The 23584-nt window shown below is 56.4% G+C and carries 20 protein-coding genes; 1 reads left to right on the forward strand and 19 read right to left on the reverse strand.

The window, feature by feature from the left end; all coding sequences use genetic code 11:
- Window positions 1-3 precede the first annotated feature (3 nt).
- From BK662_RS08735 to mtnA, 19 genes are all read right to left on the reverse strand, one after another.
- Window positions 4-1263 (reverse strand): ABC transporter ATP-binding protein, encoded by a 1260-nt coding sequence (locus tag BK662_RS08735; protein ID WP_123357737.1) that lies wholly within the window; start codon window positions 1261-1263, stop codon window positions 4-6.
- Entirely contained in the window at window positions 1263-2051 is a 789-nt protein-coding gene (locus tag BK662_RS08740; protein ID WP_123357738.1) for an ABC transporter permease, read from the reverse strand. Before BK662_RS08740 ends, BK662_RS08735 begins: the two co-directional genes overlap by 1 nt.
- A gap of 376 nt (window positions 2052-2427) precedes the next feature.
- Window positions 2428-3447 carry an MraY family glycosyltransferase gene (locus BK662_RS08745; RefSeq protein WP_123357739.1) on the reverse strand — a complete coding sequence of 340 codons (1020 nt, stop codon included), beginning with the start codon at window positions 3445-3447 and terminating at the stop codon, window positions 2428-2430.
- A complete protein-coding gene (locus BK662_RS08750; RefSeq protein ID WP_123357740.1) occupies window positions 3444-4406 on the reverse strand; it encodes a UDP-glucose 4-epimerase family protein in 963 nt (320 codons plus the stop codon). Before BK662_RS08750 ends, BK662_RS08745 begins: the two co-directional genes overlap by 4 nt.
- Complete coding sequence (locus tag BK662_RS08755) at window positions 4403-5326, reverse strand: glycosyltransferase (RefSeq protein ID WP_123357741.1); 924 nt, start codon at window positions 5324-5326, stop codon at window positions 4403-4405. The genes BK662_RS08750 and BK662_RS08755 overlap by 4 nt, the downstream gene beginning before the upstream one ends.
- 53 nt (window positions 5327-5379) lie before the next feature.
- Window positions 5380-6270: a glucose-1-phosphate thymidylyltransferase RfbA gene (rfbA, locus tag BK662_RS08760; RefSeq protein WP_123357742.1), complete on the reverse strand. Its 891-nt coding sequence runs from the start codon at window positions 6268-6270 to the stop codon at window positions 5380-5382.
- Window positions 6267-7160: a dTDP-4-dehydrorhamnose reductase gene (gene rfbD, locus BK662_RS08765; RefSeq protein ID WP_123357743.1), complete on the reverse strand. Its 894-nt coding sequence runs from the start codon at window positions 7158-7160 to the stop codon at window positions 6267-6269. The genes rfbA and rfbD overlap by 4 nt, the downstream gene beginning before the upstream one ends.
- Window positions 7157-8233 carry a dTDP-glucose 4,6-dehydratase gene (gene rfbB, locus BK662_RS08770; protein ID WP_095055846.1) on the reverse strand — a complete coding sequence of 359 codons (1077 nt, stop codon included), beginning with the start codon at window positions 8231-8233 and terminating at the stop codon, window positions 7157-7159. Before rfbB ends, rfbD begins: the two co-directional genes overlap by 4 nt.
- A 228-nt stretch (window positions 8234-8461) precedes the next feature.
- Window positions 8462-8701 carry a LapA family protein gene (locus BK662_RS08775; RefSeq protein ID WP_123358126.1) on the reverse strand — a complete coding sequence of 80 codons (240 nt, stop codon included), beginning with the start codon at window positions 8699-8701 and terminating at the stop codon, window positions 8462-8464.
- A gap of 27 nt (window positions 8702-8728) precedes the next feature.
- Window positions 8729-9025 (reverse strand): integration host factor subunit beta, encoded by a 297-nt coding sequence (gene ihfB, locus BK662_RS08780; RefSeq protein ID WP_003369729.1) that lies wholly within the window; start codon window positions 9023-9025, stop codon window positions 8729-8731.
- A 149-nt stretch (window positions 9026-9174) separates the two neighbouring features.
- Window positions 9175-9453: a hypothetical protein gene (locus tag BK662_RS08785; RefSeq protein ID WP_123357744.1), complete on the reverse strand. Its 279-nt coding sequence runs from the start codon at window positions 9451-9453 to the stop codon at window positions 9175-9177.
- 219 nt (window positions 9454-9672) lie between these two features.
- Window positions 9673-11364, reverse strand: a complete 1692-nt coding sequence (gene rpsA, locus BK662_RS08790) for a 30S ribosomal protein S1 (protein ID WP_008005961.1) — start codon at window positions 11362-11364, stop codon at window positions 9673-9675.
- Window positions 11365-11484: 120 nt separating this feature from the next.
- Window positions 11485-12174 (reverse strand): (d)CMP kinase, encoded by a 690-nt coding sequence (cmk, locus tag BK662_RS08795; protein WP_123357745.1) that lies wholly within the window; start codon window positions 12172-12174, stop codon window positions 11485-11487.
- Window positions 12171-14378: a bifunctional prephenate dehydrogenase/3-phosphoshikimate 1-carboxyvinyltransferase gene (locus tag BK662_RS08800; protein WP_259695899.1), complete on the reverse strand. Its 2208-nt coding sequence runs from the start codon at window positions 14376-14378 to the stop codon at window positions 12171-12173. The genes cmk and BK662_RS08800 overlap by 4 nt, the downstream gene beginning before the upstream one ends.
- A 28-nt stretch (window positions 14379-14406) precedes the next feature.
- Window positions 14407-15519, reverse strand: coding sequence for a histidinol-phosphate transaminase (gene hisC, locus BK662_RS08805; RefSeq protein WP_063341135.1), 1113 nt, complete (start codon window positions 15517-15519; stop codon window positions 14407-14409).
- Window positions 15520-15531: 12 nt separating this feature from the next.
- Window positions 15532-16626 carry a prephenate dehydratase gene (gene pheA / locus BK662_RS08810; protein ID WP_030128742.1) on the reverse strand — a complete coding sequence of 365 codons (1095 nt, stop codon included), beginning with the start codon at window positions 16624-16626 and terminating at the stop codon, window positions 15532-15534.
- Window positions 16626-17711, reverse strand: coding sequence for a 3-phosphoserine/phosphohydroxythreonine transaminase (gene serC, locus BK662_RS08815; RefSeq protein ID WP_123357747.1), 1086 nt, complete (start codon window positions 17709-17711; stop codon window positions 16626-16628). Before serC ends, pheA begins: the two co-directional genes overlap by 1 nt.
- Before the next feature lie 237 nt (window positions 17712-17948).
- A complete protein-coding gene (gene gyrA, locus BK662_RS08825) occupies window positions 17949-20618 on the reverse strand; it encodes a DNA gyrase subunit A (RefSeq protein WP_123357748.1) in 2670 nt (889 codons plus the stop codon).
- 418 nt (window positions 20619-21036) lie between these two features.
- Window positions 21037-22113 carry an S-methyl-5-thioribose-1-phosphate isomerase gene (mtnA, locus tag BK662_RS08830; protein WP_123357749.1) on the reverse strand — a complete coding sequence of 359 codons (1077 nt, stop codon included), beginning with the start codon at window positions 22111-22113 and terminating at the stop codon, window positions 21037-21039.
- 109 nt (window positions 22114-22222) lie between these two features.
- Here mtnA and BK662_RS08835 point away from each other — a divergent pair, with 109 nt between their 5' ends.
- Window positions 22223-23557 (forward strand): TRZ/ATZ family hydrolase, encoded by a 1335-nt coding sequence (locus tag BK662_RS08835; protein ID WP_123357750.1) that lies wholly within the window; start codon window positions 22223-22225, stop codon window positions 23555-23557.
- The last annotated feature ends 27 nt before the right edge of the window (window positions 23558-23584 follow it).

The raw sequence follows: 23584 nt of genomic DNA on the forward strand, positions 1-23584 counted from the left end.
GCGTTAAGCAACCTTCACAACGTTTACGGTTGACGGACAATAAGCCACGCCTACAGCCTGACGACCACCAGACACACTCATTTTTCTCAAGGGCCAACGCTGATCCAGCTCAACACGCTCGCCATCGAGACTGGCCATACCGATATACAGAAAGTACTCACCGGGCGCGACATTCAGCGAATAGGAAAAGCTAACCTTATACGCCCCTTCCTCGAAGCTTATTTCACCGCCAGCCAAAAGAGTATTATCACCCGCCACGTCGACACCTTTAGCGTTTCGTAACGAATAACCAATCACAACATTGCTAAACTCAGCCCGAGACTGAATATAGCAATTCATTATAACTTCATCCATAGGTTCGAAATGATTCGTTGGGACTCCCGCAGCATCAAGAAAATCAACCGCATTGATTTTTGCTTCTCCGGAGCCAAATCTCACTTCTGAAATATCACCCAACTCTTTCTCGTAAGAAACATCAACATGCAGCTCCTCAGCTAGCCCCATTGGCGATGGACCCGCATTACGGATATTTTTTTCATAATTCTTGGTGGCCGACAAAACGTCGGCACTGTAATCAATTATGCGACCGGCCTGCATTACAATGACTGCTTGGCAAAACCGAATAACTGACTGAGTATCATGAGAAACAAAAAGTATAGTCGTACCGCGCTCCTGCATATACTTCATTCTAAGCATACACTTAAGCTGGAACCCTGCATCCCCTACACTCAGCGCCTCATCAACAATAAGCACATCGGGATCAACATTAATTGCGACAGAAAAGGCCAGCCGCGCAAACATGCCACTGCTGTACATTCGAACAGGCTGATTGATAAATTCGCCAATATCTGCAAATTCCGTGATTGCCGAAACACGCAGTTGCATTTCCGCGTGACTGTAGCCCATCAAAGTGCCTTGAAAGTAGATGTTCTCCATCCCGGTATAGTCGGGATTGAAGCCGGCCCCCAACTCCAATAACGAGGCTACCCGGCCAAATACTTTAACGTCACCGCTTGTCGGCGTGAGAACACCGGTCAAAATCTTGAGCAACGTACTCTTGCCTGCTCCATTCTTTCCTAATATACCAACGGTCTGCCCTTTCTTGACCGTGAAGGAGACATCCGAGAGAGCATGAAAATCATGATGCCGAGGTTTCCCGAACAAAGACAATGCCTCAATCAATCTATCAACAGGCTTGTCGTACAGTCGATAAAGCTTACAGATATTGCTGGCAACAATGGCGTCCTCGAATACTTCAGTCATCACAAAACATCCGCAAAGTGAGGTCTTAATTTTTTGAACGTCCGCAAACCTACCAGCATGAGAACAGTCAGAACAATCCAGAACACAATCGTTTGCTCCAGACGATCCCAAAACCAGACACCCCGAATGAGTGAATCCCTGAATCCCTCAACAATATAAGAAAACGGATTAAATTGAAGATATTTTACAGCCTTGCTCTGCATGGCGTTGATATCCCAGAAAACGGGAGTTAACCAGAAACCAAACTGTACCGCCATGGAAACCAACTGACTCAGGTCAGGAAAGAAGATAACAACCGAACTGGTGATCCAGGCTATCGCCAACAACAAAGCAAACAAACAGACAATATAATAGATGACTTGAAGCCAGTAGATCGTTGGCGTATAGCCATAAACCAAAAACAAAAGAATCAGTATGCAAACAAAAAAAATGTGAACCATCAACGCCGAACCCAGCTTCACCAACGGCAGCAATGAAACCCTAAATACTATCTTCTTTACCAGAAAACTATTTTCTTTCACCGACGAGCATCCTGAGTTCAATGCCTCGACGATAAAAAACCAGGGCACCAGGCCACAAACCAACCACAAGACAAACGGAAAATCGTTTTGAGCGGCCGCCTTGAATCCAAACTGAAATACGAACCACAAAATAACAGTAGTTGCTACAGGCTGAATAAAAACCCACAAAATACCAAGGTAATTTGTCAGGTATCTTGCACGAAGGTCATTGGCTATCAAACTCAACAAGACCCTTCGATCCCGTGCAAACTCTCTGAATATGCGCATCAAACTATTCCTTCGAGATAGACACCCAACAAGGTCATCAGCCAACAATCGAAAGGCCTACAGACAGTCAGCAGCCTTCTGTTTCCTTTAATCCGTGATTCAGAGAAACGACCAGGCTTGACACTCGACCGTTATCCCTCTTCCCTGCACAACTGAGCGGGACACCCTATCACTGTAGCCCGAAAAATCAGAATCTTATCCGCAGGGTAGGCCTACATCGGCCAAGCGCCCCCGCTCATGCCTCCAACTCATAAGCCCTCCTCACCTGGGAGATCTGTTTCGTTAGGATACGGACTTTTAATGGGCGAAATATGTAAGAATTCTGAAAAGGTCGTAAGAAAAGTCCTAGAAAAATCGACCTGCAAAACAGCAGACATTACTTTGCCGGCTCCAACATTCCGGCCTGGTATTTGTATGCGATCAGGAGCAGTGGAGTGTAGGCAATGATCAGCGCGGCAACACCTGGAATCAAACCGGTTCCGACAGCGACCGCCAGCGGCGCGAGCCATAACAGATTTATTGCCAGGACAGCATAAACAACCGTTTTATGATTTCCGTATTGTCGAGATGCATATTGATAAGCGTGGCTGCGATGGGCTTCATAAATTTTTTCGCCACGCAGTAGACGTCGCATCAGCGTCCAGGTGGCATCTACAATGAACACCCCCAAGAGAATCAGCCAGCACCAAAGCAACTCGGGTACTTTTGTAGCGGCAATAATGGCCAGTAAGCCCACCGTCAGCCCGAGAAAACCGCTGCCGGCATCTCCCATGAAAATTCGCGCAGGGGGGAAGTTCCAGCAGAGAAAACCCGCAACAGAGCTTGCCAGTACCCAAACCACCCAGCTCAGCTCCTGATGTCCACTCAGCCAATAGACCAGACACCCTGACAAGCAAACAGAAATGGCCTCAACACTGGCCAGTCCATCGATACCATCCATAAAGTTGTAGAGATTGAGCATCCAGACCAGAAAGACTGCGAACAGAATGGTTGCGAACCAGTTCAAGTTGAGCAGCACACCAAAAAAAGAGATCTGCGGCCCACCACCCAACCAGAACAATGCCCAACCCGCGGCAACGAAATGCCCCAGCAGACGCCATCGCGCAGCGATGTGACCATGATCATCAGCAAAACCTAAAGCGGCAACCAACGCTCCCGCCCCCAATAGCCCTGCAAACACCGACAGGTCTATTAAGTCGAGGTAATACAACACAGGTAATGCGAGCAGAAATGAAACGACTATCGCCACTCCGCCGCCTCGCGGAGTAGGCAGAGTGTGGGAGCTACGTAGATTTGGAATATCGATCAGGCTATTTGCCAACGCATAACGCCGTAAGACATAAGTCAAAAATAGCGACACGATGAATACTGCACTAAGCAGCCAACAGAAATTCATTTTTTTAGAGTATCCAGATAGTGATCAGCCGTCTGACGTAATGCTCTGGTCATCGTGACGGGAGGAGACCAACTCAAGAGGGTTTGAGTTCTGACGATATCGACCTCAAGAGAATCGAATAAGCGCTGGGCTATCACCTTTTTTCCGAGCACCGACAAAACACCCTTCAACATCCAGACAGGTACTGGAATCAACAGCGCCGGCTTTCCGAATGCCCTGCCAATGCATTGCAATAGCTGCGTTGTTGACAGGTCTTCGCCATCACTTACCAGGAACGTATTATTCGCCGCTTCAGGGTGATCGACACACTTGATAACCAGATCCACAAGGTTATCTACCGCAACAAAACTTCTTCGATTATTTATGGCACCTAATGGCAGCGGAACTCTTTTATTCAGCCAACTCATCATACTTAAAAAGTTAGCCCTTACTCCCGGACCATAAACCAGTGGCGGACGAATAATCACCACTTCCATGCCGGTATCAAGGCTGATTTGCCGCAGTGCGTCCTCTGCTTCCAGCTTGGAGATACCATAAGGATCGATCGGTGCCGGAGGATCATCGAATTTGAAGGGGTTGCCCGGAACGGTATTCTCGCCGTTCACCTTGATCGAGCTGATGTAAATGAAGCGCTTCACACCTGATTCAGCAGCCTTGCGAGCGAGACTTACTGTGCCATCCACGTTGATCTTACGAAACTCCATCAAGGCGTCAGTCGCAGACTCCTTCATCACATGCACCCGCGCGGCACAGTGAATGACTACCTGAACATCGTCCAGTACTGGCAGCCTTGAGTTATTTCCCAGACTGAATGGCACGACTCGGCAAAGTCCGCCAAGGCGTGAAGAGCCGCGAACCGCAGCCACTGGCGTGAGCTTCCTGTCCAGTAACAGCCTCAAAACCACGGCTTCGCCGACAAAGCCGGACGCACCAGTCACTAGAACTTTCGGTCCTTTCATTTGGTTTTTTTTCCGATCATTGCGGTAGCCCAGCAAATCAGAAAGAAAAACAACTTGTCCCGCAACCGCCGCCGACACTTCCAGGCACTGAACGAAAGCAGCATCAATTGCATACGCCCAAGCCGAAACCAGCGCCGAACAAAAGGATCGGTTTCCTTGCCTACAAGCGCCGTGATGAGTTGTACCTGCGAAAACCACCAACCGTCATGAATGGTTTTGTAGCGCATGAATAGCGAACCAATCCCGATATTCGCGCCTACCTGGTTACTTTCGTGCTGACGATATTGCATAGCCGGTACCGGATCGGTAAACCACTTGAAACCATGGCTGCGAGCGAATGCATAGATGTACCAGTCATGTAGACTGACGCCCTGAAGTTCTTGCCAATGGGCAAGCACCGAGGTCTTGAGTTGCATCGCCAGTTTTTTGTTCAGAACATAGGTGCAGCCGGGCCCCGCAGCTTCGAAAAGATAATCCCAGGTTACCTGTGGCTGCGCCTTGTCCAACAAGTGGGTCTTGCCATTCTGCCAGAACGCTGTGACATTGCTCGAATAGCCATCCACCTCTCGCGCGCAAATCACCTCACTCGCCCGCTTGAGCTTGTCACTATGCCAAACGTCATCCTGATCGGAGAAAGCGATGAGGTCGTACCCGTCAAAGTCGACATCGCGGATAAGCCTGAAGAAGTTGCGCGAGGCGCCACCGAAACTACCGACTACCGGCAACAGAACAATGCCTTGATGGCAATTAGCGAACTCAGCACACCAGACTTCAGTTCCATCCGTAGAAGGATCGATACTGATATATACGGTTACGTCGACTGTTGATTGGCTGAGGATCGAGGCCAACTGCTCCTCGATCCACTGCATGCCATTGTAGGCAGCCAGCAAAACCGCAATCTTGGGAGATTTTACTGGCATGCCATTCCTGCTTGCATGGTTTGAACACTGGAGAGAAAGATAACGCTCTCGTCTTAACGAGAAGGCGAATCCAGTAGCTTCTGCAGATACTGACCATAGCCAGTCTTCTTCAGCGCATCAGCTTGAGTACCCAACTGCTCGGCAGTAATCCAGCCATTGTGATAAGCGATCTCTTCCAGGCACGCCACTTTCAGACCTTGGCGCTGCTCAATGGTATGCACGAAGTGACTGGCTTCCAGCAGCGAATCATGGGTACCGGTGTCCAGCCAGGCGAAACCACGACCGAGCATTTCGACGTTGAGGGTCTTCTGCTCAAGGTACACACGGTTAACGTCGGTGATTTCCAGCTCGCCACGTGGGGATGGTTTGATGCTCTTGGCGATCTCGACAACCTGGTTGTCGTAGAAGTACAGACCGGTCACTGCGTAGCTGGATTTTGGCTTCAGCGGCTTCTCTTCGATGCTCAAGGCACGGCCGGTAGCGTCAAACTCGACGACACCGAAACGCTCTGGATCCGATACGTGATATCCGAATACAGTCGCGCCACGCTCTTGAGTGATGGCGGAACGCAGGTTTTCCGAGAAGTGCTGACCGTAGAAGATATTGTCGCCAAGGATCAGGCAGCAAGGATCTTTGCCGATGAATTCTTCGCCGATGATAAAGGCTTGTGCCAGGCCGTCCGGGCTAGGTTGCTCGGCGTAAGTCAGCTTGATGCCGTACAGGCTGCCGTCACCCAGCAGTTTTTGGAAACTTGGCAGGTCTTCAGGGGTGGAAATAATCAGAATTTCGCGCATACCGGCGAGCATCAGCACCGACAGCGGATAGAAGATCATTGGCTTGTCGTAGATCGGCAGCATCTGCTTGGACACGCCGAGGGTCAACGGATGCAGACGCGTGCCCGAGCCGCCAGCGAGGATGATGCCTTTACGATTTGTCGTGGTCATTTATTCAGGACTTCCATAAGCATTCGGGTGACACCACTTTGCCAATCCGGCAAGTGTAGAGAAAAATTGTCGCGCAACTTCTGAGTGTTCAACCTTGAATTCAGAGGGCGGCGCGCCGGTGTTGGGTAGGCGGTTGTGTCTATTGGATTGACCGACGTGACGGCGAGTTCTTCACCGTTGGCCTTGGCAAAACCGATCACATGGCTGGCATAGCCGTGCCAGGACACTTCGCCGGCGGCCGCCAGGTGATACAGGCCTGCCAGTTCAGGACGTTGCATGACTTGCTGAATGGCCAATGCCGTCACGTCGGCAATCAGATCCGCGCCGGTCGGGGCGCCGATCTGGTCGGCGATAACGTTCAGGGTGTCGCGGTCCTTGGCCAGGCGCAGCATGGTTTTGGCAAAGTTGTTGCCGCGCGCGCCATAAACCCAGCTGGTGCGGAAGATCAGGTGCTTGCAGCCCGAGGCAGTAATCGCTTGCTCGCCGGCCAGTTTGCTCGCGCCGTAGTGATTCACCGGGGCGACGGCATCTGTCTCTTGCCATGGCTTCAGGCCTTCACCGCTGAACACGTAGTCGGTTGAGTAGTGAATCAGCCAGGCGCCCAGGGACGCAGCTTCTTCAGCCATGACCTGACTCGCCTGACCGTTCACACGCTCGGCCAGCTCAGTCTCGGACTCGGCTTTATCGACGGCAGTGTAGGCCGCTGCGTTGACGATGACCTCGGGCTTGAGCTGACGGATCGTCGCGCGCAGTGCATCGAGGTCGGACAGGTCGCCGCTCAAACCATCGACCGGGTGACGGTCCAAGGCGATCAATTCACCCAGCGGCGCAAGGGAGCGTTGCAGCTCCCAGCCTACCTGGCCATTTTTTCCCAACAGGAGGATTTTCATGCTTTATCCGAACGATCCGTGTAGTTCTGGTCGATCCATTGCTGGTAGCTGCCGCTCTTCACGTGAGCCACCCATTCAGTATTGTTGAGGTACCACTCGACGGTCTTGCGAATGCCGGTTTCAAAAGTCTCTTCCGGCGTCCAACCCAGCTCGCGCTGAATTTTGCTGGCGTCGATTGCGTAGCGCTGGTCATGGCCCGGGCGATCCTGAACGTAGGTGATCAGGCTGGCATGTGGACGATGAGCGGAATCCGGACGCAGTTCGTCGAGCAGCGCGCACAGGGTATGCACCACTTCGATGTTTTGCTTCTCATTATGGCCGCCGATGTTGTAGGTCTCGCCGATCACGCCTTCGGTCACAACTTTGTAAAGTGCGCGGGCGTGGTCTTCGACGTAGAGCCAGTCACGGACCTGGTTGCCTTTGCCATAGACCGGCAGCGGCTTGCCTTCCAGCGCATTGAGAATGATCAGCGGGATCAACTTCTCAGGGAAATGGCACGGACCGTAGTTGTTCGAGCAATTGGTGACCAGGGTCGGCAGACCATAAGTACGAGCCCAGGCGCGAACCAGGTGATCGGAACTGGCCTTGCTGGCCGAGTACGGCGAGCTTGGCTGATAAGGAGTGGTTTCGGTGAAGAGGTCTTCCGGACCTTCGAGGTCTCCGTAGACTTCGTCGGTGGAAATATGGTGGAAGCGGAAGTTGGCTTTACGCGCATCATCCAGTGCCGCCCAATAATGGCGTGCAGCTTCCAGCAAGGTGTACGTGCCGATGATGTTGGTCTGGATGAATTCAGACGGACCGGAAATCGAGCGGTCAACGTGGGACTCTGCGGCCAGATGCATGATGGCATCCGGTTGGTGTTCACGCAGGACACGGTCCACTTGATCGCGGTCGCAGATGTCGACGCGCTCGAACACATAACGCGAGTTCTGGCTGACTTCGGCCAACGATTCAAGATTACCGGCATAAGTCAGTTTATCGACGTTAACGACAGAGTCGTTAGTGTTGGAAATGATATGACGAATGACTGCCGAGCCGATAAACCCGGCGCCGCCGGTAACTAGAATTTTCACGCGAAACCTTACCCTTAAGTTGCTGACAGGCCCGCCAATCGCGCACTGTCAAATCCATGAATGCAAAAGCCATCAAAATCAGCCGTGGCTTCTGACAGAGTCAGTCTGAACCGATGCGGGAACACCCCAATCAGCCAAGCGCAGCATTTTACAGCTTAATGAAGGTTTTACTAATGGATATGGACAAGCTGCGACACAAACTCGATACGCACAAGGTACTTGTCGCCGTCAGACAAGGCGCTTGCGTGAGGCTCTGGCCGTACGTCCCAGAAACCAGCCGAGAATCGGCCCGATCACCATGCCAACCAACAGCGCAATCAGCATGATCAGTGATACTGGCAACTGTGGGCCCGACCAGCCCAGGAATAGCAGCGACACGCCTTGCTGGTTCTCAAGAACGAACGCCAGGATCGCTAGAACGAGCAACAGGACAAATACAGCGAGAAGTACGCGCTTGAGGTTATGCATCAGCGGTTCCTTGAAGTGCAGCAACTGTCAAAGCCCTTCCTCCTCGTCCTCGTTCACGCGATCGCGCAGTTCTTTGCCTGGCTTGAAATGCGGAACGAACTTGCCGTCGAGGCTGACGGACTGACCGGTTTTCGGATTGCGACCTACGCGCGGCGCGCGATAGTGCAGGGAGAAGCTGCCAAAACCACGGATCTCGATTCGATCACCGGTGGCCAGACACTGGGACATTTGCTCAAGCATGGTCTTGATGGCCAACTCCACATCCTTGGATGAGAGCAGCCCTTGATGGGTGACAATTCGTTCGATCAACTCCGACTTCGTCATATTTTTCCCTTCTTTTTCAAGCAGCTAGGAAAAGCGCTTCAAAGGTTTTAGCATGCCCGGAAGAATTTGAACAGCCTGAGTTTTCACATATCTTTCCTGCAATGAGGTGCCCGATTTCAGAACATCGGAACACTGCTCAAACCCAGCATTCATCTACAGATAACCAGCATGGTGCGCGTCAGATAACCCGCGGGATTGAAGCCAAAAGGGAATTCATCTTCCTCTTTCGCGTCATCGGACCTTACGACGACCTTATAGCCTGCACCCTTGCATTCCTTGGCAGCTCTTTTGTGACACCTCTCCCATCCGGAGCCCAACCCCGAACAATCGATCTCTATGCCACTGACTCCGCGCACCGCATGAGTCTTGGCATTGGTGGTACAACCCGCCAATGTCAGTACTGCTATCACGACAATGAGCTTGTTCATTTATTTCCTTATGCCGGGCGTATTGCCCAGCGGTCGTTCACTTCAGACTAAGCCTAGCCTTGAATAGACGATTGACCTGTATGAAGTTACAGACAGCTTATGTAGATCATTGGTTTCACGAAAGAAATAAGGCGGGGTCAGCCCCCCCCTGGAACTCACCAAATTGCAGACACAAAAAAGGGCGACCGAAGTCGCCCTTTTTCTATGGTCTGACAGAACTTAGTTCTGCTTTTCCATTTGTGCGCGCAACAGGTCGCCCAGAGTGGTAGGACCAGCAGCGATGCTATCTGAAGGCTTGTCTTTCAAGCTCTGGATGGCTTCTTTCTCGTCTTCAACGTCTTTCGACTTGATCGAGAGCTGGATTACGCGGCTCTTGCGGTCAACGCTGATGATCTTGGCTTCTACTTCTTCGCCTTCTTTCAGAACGTTGCGCGCGTCTTCAACGCGGTCACGGCTGATTTCGGAGGCTTTCAGAGTCGCTTCGATATCGTCGGCCAGAGTGATGATGGCGCCTTTAGCGTCAACTTCTTTCACGATGCCTTTAACGATGGCGCCTTTGTCGTTCTCTTGAACGTACTCGGAGAACGGATCGCTTTCCAGTTGCTTGATACCCAGGGAGATGCGCTCGCGCTCTGGGTCAACCGACAGGATAACGGTGTCCAGCTCGTCGCCCTTCTTGAAGCGGCGAACGGCTTCTTCGCCCACTTCGTTCCAGGAGATGTCGGACAGGTGAACCAGACCGTCGATGCCGCCGTCCAGACCAATGAAGATACCGAAATCGGTGATCGACTTGATGGTGCCGGAGATTTTATCGCCCTTGTTGAACTGGCCAGAGAAATCTTCCCATGGGTTAGATTTGCACTGCTTGATGCCGAGGGAGATACGACGACGCTCTTCGTCGATGTCCAGAACCATAACTTCCACTTCGTCGCCGACTTGTACGACTTTCGAAGGGTGGATGTTCTTGTTGGTCCAGTCCATTTCGGAAACGTGTACCAGACCTTCAACGCCTTCTTCCAGCTCAGCAAAGCAGCCGTAGTCGGTCAGGTTGGTTACACGAGCGGTAACGCGAGTGCTTTCTGGGTAACGGGCTTTGATAGCAACCCATGGATCTTCACCCAGTTGCTTGAGGCCCAGGGAAACACGATTGCGTTCGCGATCGTACTTCAGAACCTTGACATCGATCTCGTCGCCAACGTTGACGATTTCGGAAGGATGCTTGATACGCTTCCAAGCCATGTCGGTAATGTGCAGCAGGCCATCGACGCCACCCAGATCGACGAATGCGCCGTAATCGGTGAGGTTCTTGACGATACCTTTGACTTGTTGGCCTTCCTGCAGGGATTCCAGCAGAGCTTCACGCTCGGCGGAGTTCTCGGCTTCGAGGACGCTACGACGGGAAACGACAACGTTGTTGCGTTTCTGGTCGAGCTTGATGACCTTGAATTCCAGCTCTTTGCCTTCCAGGTGCGTGGTGTCGCGCACTGGACGGACGTCAACCAGAGAACCTGGCAGGAACGCACGGATGCCGTTAACGTCGACAGTGAAGCCGCCTTTAACCTTACCGTTGATAACGCCCTTGACCACTTCTTCGGCTGCGAAGGCTGCTTCCAGAACAATCCAGCATTCAGCGCGCTTGGCTTTTTCACGGGACAGCTTGGTTTCACCAAAGCCGTCTTCAACCGAGTCCAGAGCAACGTGAACTTCGTCACCGACGTTGATAGTCAGTTCGCCAGCATCGTTGTAGAACTGCTCAAGCGGGATGAGTGCTTCAGACTTCAGGCCAGCGTGAACGGTTACCCAGCGAGCTTGGTAATCGATATCAACGATAACACCGGTGATGATGGAGCCTGCCTGAAGGTTCAGGGTTTTTAGGCTTTCTTCAAAGAGTTCCGCAAAGCTTTCGCTCATTTTAATTCCTGTTGAATAAGGGCGAAGGATACGCCCATCTCCACATCCCAGACGATGTGGGTTACGTTCATTTAAAGAAACGACACAGGACTATGACTGGTCCCCTGGGTCGTTTCTTGGTCACCCGGCGATATCGCGAATGGCGATTTCACTCATGATGCGTTCCAGCACCTGATCGATGGATAATTCCGTGGAATCCAGCTGGATGGCGTCAGCCGCCGGTTTGAGCGGGGCTACCGCTCGCTGGGTGTCGCGCTCATCGCGCGCACGTATCTCATCTAGCAGACTCGACAGACTAACACCATCGACTTTGCCCTTCAACTGCAAGTATCGACGGCGCGCACGCTCCTCGGCACTGGCAGTGAGGAATATCTTCAACGGCGCGCTGGGAAATACCACCGTGCCCATGTCGCGACCATCGGCCACCAGACCCGGTAGCTCCTGAAAGGCCCGCTGGCGCTGTAGCAGTGCCTCACGAACGGCAGGCAATGCTGCGACCTGCGAGGCGCCCGAGCCAATACTCTCGGTGCGAATGATATCGCTGACTTCGTCGCCTTCCAGAATAATGCGCTGCAGCTGACCGTCGGTCGCCGCGATGAATTGCACATCCAGATGAGCGGCAAGTTTTTTGAGCAGCTCTTCATTCGTCAGATCGACGCCATGGTTATACGCCGCGAACGCCAGCAATCGATACAGCGCACCGGAATCCAGCAAGTTCCAGCCCAGACGCTTGGCCAGCATCCCGGCGACAGTACCCTTGCCAGAGCCGCTTGGCCCATCAATGGTGATGACCGGTGCGATGATTTTCACGACTGAGCCTCTTGTGCAACGCGGATACCGACCTGCGCGCACAGCGCGAGGAAGTTCGGGAACGAGGTCGCGACGTTGGCGCAATCATGGATGCGGATCGGTGCGCTCGCGCGCAAAGAAGCCACGCTGAAAGCCATGGCAATCCGGTGATCGCCGTGACCGTGCACTTCGCCGCCGCCGATCCGGCCGCCGTCGATGATGATGCCGTCCGGGGTTGGCTCGCACTTGACGCCCAGCGCCAGCAGACCATCCGCCATGACCTGGATCCGGTCCGACTCCTTCACGCGCAGCTCTTCGGCACCGCGCAGCACGGTGCGCCCTTCGGCACATGCAGCGGCCACGAACAGCACCGGGAACTCGTCGATCGCCAGTGGAACCAGCGCCTCAGGGATCTCGATACCTTTGAGTTTAGCTGCCCGCACGCGCAGATCCGCTACCGGTTCGCCGCCAACTTCACGCTGGTTTTCCAGGGTGATGTCAGCGCCCATCAGGCGCAGGATGTCGATCACGCCGGTACGGGTCGGGTTGATGCCGACGTGCTCAAGCACCAGTTCCGAACCTTCGGCAATCGACGCCGCCACCAGGAAGAATGCCGAGGACGAGATATCGCCCGGCACTTCAATGTGGGCCGCGGTCAACTTGTGGCCGGACTCGACCGATGCGGTGGCGCCGTTGACAGTGACCGGGTAGCCGAAGCCGCGCAGCATGCGCTCGGTGTGGTCGCGAGTCGGTGCCGGCTCGGTGACGGTGGTCTTGCCTTCGGCATACAGACCTGCCAGCAACAGGCAGGATTTAACCTGCGCGCTGGCCATTGGCATGGTGTAAGTCAGGCCCTTGAGCTTGTTACCGCCACGAATGGTCATCGGTGGACGACCTTCAGCAGCGGTCTCGATCACGGCGCCCATTTCGCGCAGCGGATTGGCCACGCGATTCATCGGACGCTTGGACAGCGAAGCGTCGCCGGTCAGGGTGCTATCGAAGTTCTGCGCAGCCAAAAGGCCAGACAGCAGACGCATCGAGGTGCCGGAGTTGCCCAGATAGATCGGGCCCGGCGCAGGCTTTAGGCCATGCAGGCCGACGCCGTGGATGGTCACGCGACCGTGGTGCGGACCTTCGATGACGACACCCATGTCGCGGAAAGCTTGCAGGGTCGCCAGGGCGTCTTCGCCCTCAAGGAAACCTTCCACTTCGGTGACGCCTTCGGCCAGGGAACCGAGCATGATCGAACGGTGGGAAATCGATTTGTCGCCCGGTACACGAATCCGCCCAGTCAGGCGGCCACCAGGTTGTGCCAGGAAAATCAGATCGTTGGAATTCATAGCGTCCACATAGGCCCGGCGGGCCAGGATTTTACTGAAATGCTCGCGGGCAACCCGGGCGCGCGTGAACACGCCCAATAATTGGTGCCCATCCCCTGCATCGACCGCGTCGCGCAAGGCGTCGAGGTCGCTGCGAAATGTATCGAGTGTGCGCAGGACAGCTTCGCGGTTGGCGAGGAAGATGTCGTGCCACATGACCGGGTCGCTACCGGCGATTCTTGTGAAATCGCGGAAACCGCCCGCAGCGTAACGGAAGATCTCAAGATTTTCATTGCGTTTGGCCAACGAATCGACCAAACCGAATGCCAGCAAGTGCGGCAAATGGCTAGTCGCCGCCAACACTTCGTCGTGACGCTCGACCTGCATGTGCTCGACGTCGGCGCCCAGTTCGCGCCACAACCGGTCAACCACTGCCAAAGCGGCCGGATCGGTCTGATCCAGCGGCGTCAGAATGACTTTATGGCGACGGAACAGCTCGGCATTGGAGGCTTCCACCCCGCTCTGCTCGGAACCGGCAATCGGATGCCCCGGCACGAAACGCGCCGGCATGCCGCCAAACGCTTCGGTCGCCGCGCGCACCACATTGCCCTTGGCGCTGCCGACGTCGGTCAGAATCGCTTGCCCCAGATCCATGCCCGCCAACAGCGCGAGCAACTTCTCCATGGCCAGGATCGGCACCGCCAGCTGAATCACGTCAGCGCCCTGGCAAGCTGCCGCCAGGTCTTCTTCGCAGCGATCCACCACGCCCAACTCGACCGCCAGCTTGCGCGACTGCGGATCAAGATCGACCCCGACCACTTCGCGGCACAGACCGCTTTCACGCAAGCCTTTGGCAAACGAACCGCCGATCAACCCCAGGCCGACCACCACCAGGCGACCGATCATAGGTTGAGCAGATTGCAGTGCAGTGACATCAACCACGAGCCATAACCTTGGTCAACGCCTCGAGGAAGCGGCTGTTTTCAGCCGGCAAACCGATGGTGATACGCAGGTGGTTCGGCATGCCGTAGTTGGCCACCGGACGCACGATCACGCCTTCACGCAGCAACCCCTCGAACACTGGAGCCGCAACGCGCCCCAGATCGACACAGATGAAGTTGCCTTTGGATGGAATCCAGCTCAGACCCAGCTCACGGAAACCCGCTTGCAGCTGCTGCATGCCGGACTCGTTCAGGCGACGGCTTTCGGCCAGGTACTCGACGTCTTGCAACGCGGCACAAGCGGCAGCCAGCGCGAGGCTGTTGACGTTGAACGGCTGACGCACGCGATTCAGCACATCGGCGACGATGGCCGAGGACAAGCCGTAACCAACCCGCAGCGACGCCAGACCATAGGCTTTGGAGAAGGTGCGCGAGACCAGCAGGTTCGGGTAGGCCGCCAGATAGTCCAGACCATCGGGCAAGTCGCTGCCTTCGGCGTATTCGATGTAGGCCTCGTCCAGCACCACCAGCACATGAGCCGGCACGTCCTGCAGGAAATCATCCAGCGCCTGGGCGTCGAACCAGGTCCCGGTCGGGTTGTTCGGGTTGGCGATGAACACCACACGGGTATCGGCATCGATCGCGGCGAGCATGGCCGACAGATCATGACCCCAGTCTTTGGCCGGGATCACTTTTGCTTGGGCACCGACGGCCTGGGTGACGATCGGATAGACCGCAAACGCATGCGCGCTGAACACCGCGTTCAGGCCCGGCGCCAGATAGGCGCGCGCGACCAGCTCCAGAATGTCGTTGGAGCCGTTGCCCAGCGTCACCTGGTTCAGCTCGACGCGGCACTGATCGGCCAGCAGGGTCTTGAGCGCAAAACCGTTGCCGTCCGGATAGCGGGTCAGCTCGGTCAGCGCTTCGCGAATCGCTGCCAGCGCCTTGGGACTAGCGCCCAACGGGTTTTCGTTGCTCGCCAGCTTGACGATATTGGCCGGATCGAGGTTCAGCTCACGGGCCAGTTCGTCCACGGGTTTGCCCGGAACGTAAGGCGAAAGTTGTTGCACGCCCGGCTGTGCCAGAGCGAGGAAGTTGCCACTCATTTGCTACCGCCCTTAGAGAACTGCTTTCGGGTAGGAACCCAGCACTTTGAGTGCTACTGCTTCCTGACTGATCTTTTCCAGCACACCTTTGATCAGCGGATCGCGATGGTGGCCGACGAAGTCGATGAAGAACACGTAGGTCCATTTACCGCTGCGCGACGGACGGGTCTCGATGCGTGTCAGGTCGATGCCGTTGTCATGGAACGGCACCAGCAGCTCGTGGAGCGCGCCGGGTTTGTTGCTCATGGAAACGATGATCGAGGTCTTGTCGTCGCCGGTCGGCGGCACTTCCTGGCTGCCGATCATCAGGAATCGCGTGGAGTTGTCCGGACGATCCTCGATTTTTTCGGCCAGACGAGTCAACCCGTACAGACCAGCGGCCATGTCGCCGGCGATCGCCGCCGAGTTCCACTCACCCTTGACCCGCTTGGCCGCTTCGGCGTTGCTGGAAACCGCCACGCGCTCGACATTCGGGTAATGGGCGTCCAGCCACTTGCGGCACTGGGCCAGCGACTGGGCGTGGGAATAGATGCGACTGATGCTGTCGGTCTTGGTGTTTTCACCGACCAACAGGTGATGGTGGATGCGCAGCTCGACTTCGCCACAGATCACCATGTCGTGTTCGAGGAAGCTGTCGAGGGTGTGGTTGACCGCGCCCTCGGTGGAGTTTTCCACCGGGACCACGCCAAAGTTCACTGCACCGGCCGCCACTTCACGGAACACTTCGTCGATCGCCGCCATCGGCTTGCTGATCACCGCGTGACCGAAGTGCTTCATGGCCGCAGCCTGGGTGAATGTCCCTTCAGGGCCGAGGTAAGCCACTTTCAGCGGCTGCTCGAGGGCCAGGCACGAGGACATGATTTCGCGGAACAGCCGCGCCATCTCTTCGTTGCCCAACGGCCCCTGGTTACGCTCCATCACACGCTTGAGCACCTGAGCTTCACGCTCAGGACGATAGAACACCGGCACTTCGCCTTCGGCCAGCGAGGCCATCTTTACTCGCGCAACTTCCTGGGCGCAGCGTGCGCGCTCACTGATCAGCTCCAGGACCTTTTCGTCCAGAGCGTCAATGCGCAGGCGCAGTGCCTTGAGTTCTTGCTCAGACATTAACCGTGTTCCTTCTCGAACTCTGCCATGTACGAAACCAGTGCGTTGACCGCAACGATATCGACGGCGTTATAGATGGAGGCACGCATGCCGCCCACGGAACGGTGGCCCTTGAGGTTCAGCAGGCCGCGCTCGTCGGCGCCAGCCAGGAACGGCTTGTCGAGACGATCGTCGGCCAGACGGAACGGCACGTTCATCCACGAGCGGTCCGACTTGTTGATCGGGTTGCTGTACAAGCTGCTGGCGTCGATGAAGTCATACAGCGTGCGCTGCTTCACTTCATTGAGCTTGCCGATGGCTTCGACACCACCCTGCTCTTTCAGCCACTCGAACACCAGACCGGACAAGTACCAGGCCAGGGTTGGCGGGGTGTTGTACATCGAGCCGTTATCGGCCGCGACCTTGTAGTTGAGCATGGTCGGGCAAATGGAACGGGCGTGACCCAGCAGGTCTTCGCGAACGATGTTCACGACGAGGCCGCTCGGGCCGATGTTTTTCTGGGCGCCGGCGTAGATCATGCCGAAGCGCGAAATATCCACCGGACGCGAGAGAATGTCCGAGGACATGTCGGCAACCAGCGGTACATCACCGGTTTCCGGGATCCATTGGAATTCCAGGCCACCAATGGTTTCGTTCGGTGCGTAGTGAACGTAGGCCGCGTCTTTCGACAGGCTCCATTCGTTCTGACCGGGGATAGCGAAATAGTCATAAGGCTTGGCGGTGGCGGCAACGTTGACGTGGCCGTAGCGCGAGGCTTCTTCGATAGCTTTCTGCGACCAGATACCAGTATCGATATAGTCGGCGGTGCCGCTTTCCGGCAACAGGTTCAGAGGAATCTGAGCAAATTGCTGGCTCGCGCCACCTTGCAGAAACAGCACTTTATAGTTCGAGGGGATATTCAGCAGATCACGCAGATCCTGCTCGGCCTTGGTGGCAATGGACACGAACTCATCACTGCGATGGCTCATTTCCATGACCGACAGACCCTTGCCGTGCCAATCAAGGAGTTCACCCTGGGCGCGCTTCAGGACAGCTTCGGGAAGCGCCGCAGGACCGGCACAGAAGTTATAGGCTCTCTTGCTCACATCCAATCTCGCTCTGATTTGGTGGTATCACGCAATAAATCACAACATCAATCGCCACGAAACTCATGTGGGAGCGGGCTTGCTCGCGAAAGCGGTGTATCAGGCGACATCAGTACCGAATGTCAGTCCGTCTTCGCGAGCAAGCCCGCTCCCACATTTGATCTTCGTGGGTGTCGAAATATTCTTTAGGGACAAACAACAAGGGGGCGAATCTTCATCCGCCCCCTGCTTGCCCGCTTACTCTTGCGGCTCTTCGTCAGCGGCGGCGTCGAGTTGCTGGTCTTCGGCAACGTCGTCGATCACGACCTCACCGTCGAACACTACACCTTCTTCACCTTCGAGCCCTTCGCCTTCCAGCTCTTCGCCTTCGACTTCCGACGGCTCTTGAACCCGCTCCAGGCCCACCAGCGTTTCATCGCTGGCCAGCTTGATCAGGGTCACGCCCTGGGTGTTACGGCCCAGGCTGGAGACTTCGTCGACACGGGTACGAACCAAAGTACCCTGGTCGGAAATCAGCATGATTTCCTCGCCGTCGAGCACCTGGACTGCGCCGACCAGACGGCCGTTACGCTCGTTGCTGACCATGGCGATAACGCCCTGACCGCCACGCTTGTATTCAGGGAACTCGGTGATCGCGGTGCGCTTGCCGAAACCACGCGCCGAAGCGGTGAGGATCTGGCTGCCTTCTTCCGGGATCAGCATGGAAATCAGCTTCTGGCCTTCCGGCAGACGCATACCGCGGACACCGCGAGCGGTACGGCCCATGGCACGGACGTCGGTTTCCTTGAAGCGAGTGACCTTGCCACCGTCGGAGAACAGCATGACTTCGCGCTCGCCATCGGTAATGGCGGCAGAGATCAGTACGTCACCTTCGTCCAGCTCCAGCGCGATCAGACCAACGCTGCGTTGACGGCTGAAGGATTCCAGCGGGGTCTTCTTCACGGTGCCTTTAGCAGTGGCCATGAAGATGAAGTGACCTTCGGTGTATTCCTCGACCGGCAGCATGGTGGTGATGTATTCATCACTGTCCAGCGGCAGCAGGTTGACCAGCGGACGACCACGGGCTGCGCGGGACGCTTCCGGGATTTCGTAGGTTTTCAGCCAGTACACTTTGCCTTTGCTGGAGAACAGCAGCAGCGTGGTGTGGCTGTTGGCGACCAGCAGGTGAGCGATGTAGTCCTCATCCTTGACGCCGGTAGCCGATTTGCCTTTACCGCCACGACGCTGAGCCTGGTACGCAGCCAATGGCTGGGTCTTGGCGTAGCCACCGTGGGAAATGGTCACGACGCGCTCTTCTTCCGGGATCATGTCACCCAGGGTCAGGTCGAGACGGGCATCGAGAATCTCGGTGCGACGCACATCGCCGTATTCGGCGCGGATCACTTCCAGTTCTTCGCGGATCACTTCCATCAGGCGCGTGGCGCTGCTGAGGATGCGGATCAGCTCGCCGATCTGGTTGAGGATCTCTTGATATTCGGCCAGCAGCTTTTCGTGTTCCAGACCGGTCAGACGGTGCAGACGCAGCTCCAGAATGGCTTGCGCCTGCTCTGGCGACAGGAAGTACTTGCCTTCGCGCAAACCGTATTGCGGGTCCAGGGTCTCTGGACGGCAAGAGTCGGCACCGGCACGTTCGACCATCGCGACCACGGCGGAAGATTCCCAGGCCGTGCTGATCAGCGCTTCCTTGGCTTCCGACGGCGTTGGCGAGGCTTTGATCAGGGCGATGACCGGGTCGATGTTCGAGAGGGCAACCGCTTGACCTTCCAGAATGTGGCCACGTTCGCGCGCTTTACGCAGCTCGAACACGGTACGACGGGTCACCACTTCGCGACGGTGACGAACGAACGCTTCCAGCAGGTCCTTGAGGTTCAGGATCCGCGGACGGCCGTCGATCAGTGCGACGATGTTGATACCGAACACCGCTTGCAGCTGGGTCTGGGCGTAGAGATTGTTGAGGATCACCTCAGGCACTTCACCGCGACGCAGCTCGATCACGACGCGCATACCGTCCTTGTCGGACTCGTCGCGCAGCTCGGTGATGCCTTCGAGCTTCTTCTCTTTTACCAGCTCGGCGATCTTCTCGATCAGACGCGCCTTGTTCAGCTGGTAAGGGAGTTCGGTGATGACGATCTGCTGACGACCACCGACCTTGTCGATGTCTTCGATCATCGAGCGGGCGCGCATGTAAATGCGCCCGCGACCGGTGCGGTAGGCTTCGATGATGCCGGCGCGACCGTTGATGATCGCGGCGGTCGGGAAGTCCGGACCGGGGATGTATTGCATCAGTTCATCGACGGTCAGTTCCGGGTTGTCGATGAGTGCCAGGCAACCGTCGATGACTTCACCGAGGTTGTGCGGCGGAATGTTGGTCGCCATGCCCACGGCGATACCGCTGGAGCCGTTGACCAGCAGGTTGGGAATACGGGTCGGCATGACCGCCGGGATCATTTCGGTGCCGTCGTAGTTCGGCACCCAGTCCACGGTTTCTTTGTGCAGGTCAGCCAGCAGCTCGTGCGCCAGCTTGGTCATGCGCACTTCGGTGTATCGCATGGCCGCGGCGTTGTCGCCGTCCACCGAACCGAAGTTGCCCTGACCGTCTACCAACAGGTAACGCAGCGAGAATGGCTGCGCCATCCGAACGATGGTGTCGTACACCGCGGTATCACCGTGAGGGTGATACTTACCGATCACGTCACCGACAACACGGGCAGATTTCTTGTACGGCTTGTTGAAGTCGTTGCCCAGCTCGCTCATCGCGAACAGCACACGCCGATGCACGGGCTTCAAGCCATCGCGCGCATCCGGCAGTGCCCGCCCGACAATCACGCTCATCGCGTAGTCGAGGTAGGACTGCTTCAGCTCGTCTTCGATATTGACCGGGAGGATTTCTTTGGCCAGTTCGCCCATGAGAAGCCTGATTCCTTTTTCTGGTGAAACTTCGTCACATCCATATGGGACGAACGAAGCTCGCCGATGCAGACTGAGTGCCATGCACCGACTTACGACAAATCAACGAGTTATGCCATGGATCTGCGCAGTAAAGGCAGCCACATCAGGCTACCCTGGAAACCGCCGGATGTTATCACAAGAGCCGCCACGCACCTATCCCCCAGATGCGCATGGAGCATAGTTAGTTGACCGGTGACAGGCTTGAAAGGGACGAGAGGGGCTTAGAGGAAAATTTCAGAGGGGATTGAAGCGTATTTGTTGGCTGCCAGGGCCTCATCGCGAGCAGGCTCGCTCCCACATTGGATCTGCGTCGTTCACAAATCCCCTGTGGGAGCGAGCCTGCTCGCGATGGCAATCTCTCAGGCGCCAAAAATCATTAATGCAGACGCTTACGGCACATCAACTGGGCCATTTTCGCCGTATCCGGCCGCTCGACAATGCCTTTTTCGGTGACAATCGCGTCGATCAAATCCGCAGGCGTCACATCGAACACCGGGTTGAACGCATCGACATCCGCCCCCACCCGCTTGCCGCCGACTTCCAGCAATTCGCGGCCATCGCGCTCTTCGATGGGAATCTCGTCGCCACTGGCCAGGTTCATGTCGATGGTCGAACTTGGCGCCACCACCATGAAGCGCACGCCGTGGTGCATGGCGTTGACCGCCAGTTGGTAGGTGCCGATCTTGTTCGCCACATCACCATTGGCGGTGATGCGGTCGGCGCCGACGATCACCCAGGTCACACCCTTGGTTTTCATGATGTGCGCGGCGGCGGAATCGGCATTGAGGGTCACGGGAATGCCTTCATTGGCCAATTCCCACGCGGTCAATCGCGAACCTTGCAGCCATGGCCGGGTTTCATCGGCATAGACGCGTTCGACCATGCCTTCGATGAAAGCCCCGCGAATCACCCCCAGCGCCGTGCCGAAGCCGCCGGTGGCCAGTGCGCCGGTGTTGCAGTGCGTGAGGATCGCCTGGGCGTTGCCCTGATGCTTGCGGATCAGGTCGACACCCAGTTGGGCCATGGTCAGGTTGGCTTCGCGATCACTTTCATGGATGGCGATAGCTTCGGCCTCCAGCGCCGCCAGAGGGTCTGCGTCTTCCTTGAGGCGGTCCAGGCGATCACGCATGCGACTCAACGCCCAGAACAGATTAACCGCTGTTGGACGGGAATCGGCCAGTAACGCGTAATCCTCTTCCCACGCTGCCTGCCAGTCACCGCCCTCGGCAATTCGGGCGCGGGCTGACAGCACCATGGCATACGCCGCACTGATGCCAATGGCCGGCGCGCCACGCACCACCATCGAGCGAATGGCTTCGGCCACACCCGCAGCGCTGGTGTAGGCGATCCAGGTTTCCTCGAACGGCAAAATACGCTGATCCAGCAGATACAGGGCGCCATCTCGCCAATCGATGGCCTTCACCTTCTCCGCAGCCAACAGTCGATCGCGCATCCACTTACCCCGCACTCATGAACAAAAGCCGCCGATTATAGCGATCCCCCCGCGAAGACGCTCGGGTATACTTCGCCATCCTTTACAAAAGCACTGGAACCGACTTTCGATGCCGACCCCCACCGCTGCGCTCGACCTATTATTGCTGCCGACCTGGCTGGTACCCGTCGAACCGGCTGGCGTGGTCCTTAAAGAGCATGCCCTGGGCATCCGCGACGGTCGTATCGTATTTATCGGCCCGCGTGCAGCAGCCTTGAAGCTTAACGCAACTGAAGTCCGCGAATTGCCGGACATGTTGCTCAGCCCCGGCCTGATCAATGCCCACGGGCATGCGGCAATGACGCTGTTCCGCGGCCTGGCTGACGATCTGCCGCTGATGACCTGGCTGGAAAACCATATCTGGCCGGCCGAAGCCAAGTGGGTCGACGAGGCGTTCGTTCGCGACGGCACGGACCTGGCCATCGCCGAGCAGATCAAAGGCGGCATCACCTGTTTCTCCGACATGTATTTCTTCCCGAAGGTCGCCAGCGAACGCGTACATAACAGCGGCATTCGCGCCCAGATCGCCATTCCGATCCTCGATTTCCCGATTCCAGGCGCCGCCACGGCGGATGAAGCCATTCGTCAGGGCGTTGAATTATTCGGCGATCTCAAGCATCACGAGCGGATCAAAGTCACCTTCGGCCCCCATGCACCCTACACCGTGGGCGACGAAACCCTGGAAAAAATCAGGGTCATCGCCGAAGAACTGGACGCTTCGATTCATATGCACGTCCACGAAACCGCTTTTGAAGTGCAGCAGTCGGTCGAGCAGTGCGGCGAACGCCCGCTGGCCCGCCTTGGCCGCCTAGGCCTGCTCGGGCCGCGCCTCCAGGCCGTTCACATGACCCAGATCAGCGATGAAGACCTGGTGCTGCTGGTAGAAAGTAACACCAATGTGATTCATTGCCCGGAGTCGAACCTGAAGCTGGCCAGCGGTTTCTGCCCGGTCGAGCGCTTGTGGCAGGCCGGGGTCAATGTGGCGGTCGGCACCGATGGTGCAGCCAGCAATAATGATCTCGATTTGCTCGGCGAAACCCGCACCGCTGCGTTGCTGGCCAAGGTTGTCGCCGGCTCGGCCACCGCGCTGGACGCCCATCGCGCCCTGCGCATGGCCACGCTCAATGGCGCCCGTGCGCTGGGAATCGAAGCTGAGACGGGTTCGCTGGAAGTCGGCAAAGCGGCGGACATCGTTGCGTTCGACCTGTCGGGCCTGGCGCAGCAACCGGTCTACGACCCGGTTTCGCAACTGATCTATGCCAGTGGCCGCGACTGCGTGAAACACCTTTGGGTCGCCGGCAAGCAACTGCTCGACGACCGCCGCCTGACCCGTCTGGATGAGGCGCAGTTGTGCGCCACTGCCAAGGCCTGGGGCAGGCGCATCAGCGGCCACACCGAATCGTAAGCACCCTGGACCAAAACCGGGGCAACA

Source organism: Pseudomonas frederiksbergensis (assembly GCF_003732275.1).
In the GTDB taxonomy this organism is placed as follows: domain Bacteria; phylum Pseudomonadota; class Gammaproteobacteria; order Pseudomonadales; family Pseudomonadaceae; genus Aquipseudomonas; species Aquipseudomonas frederiksbergensis_H.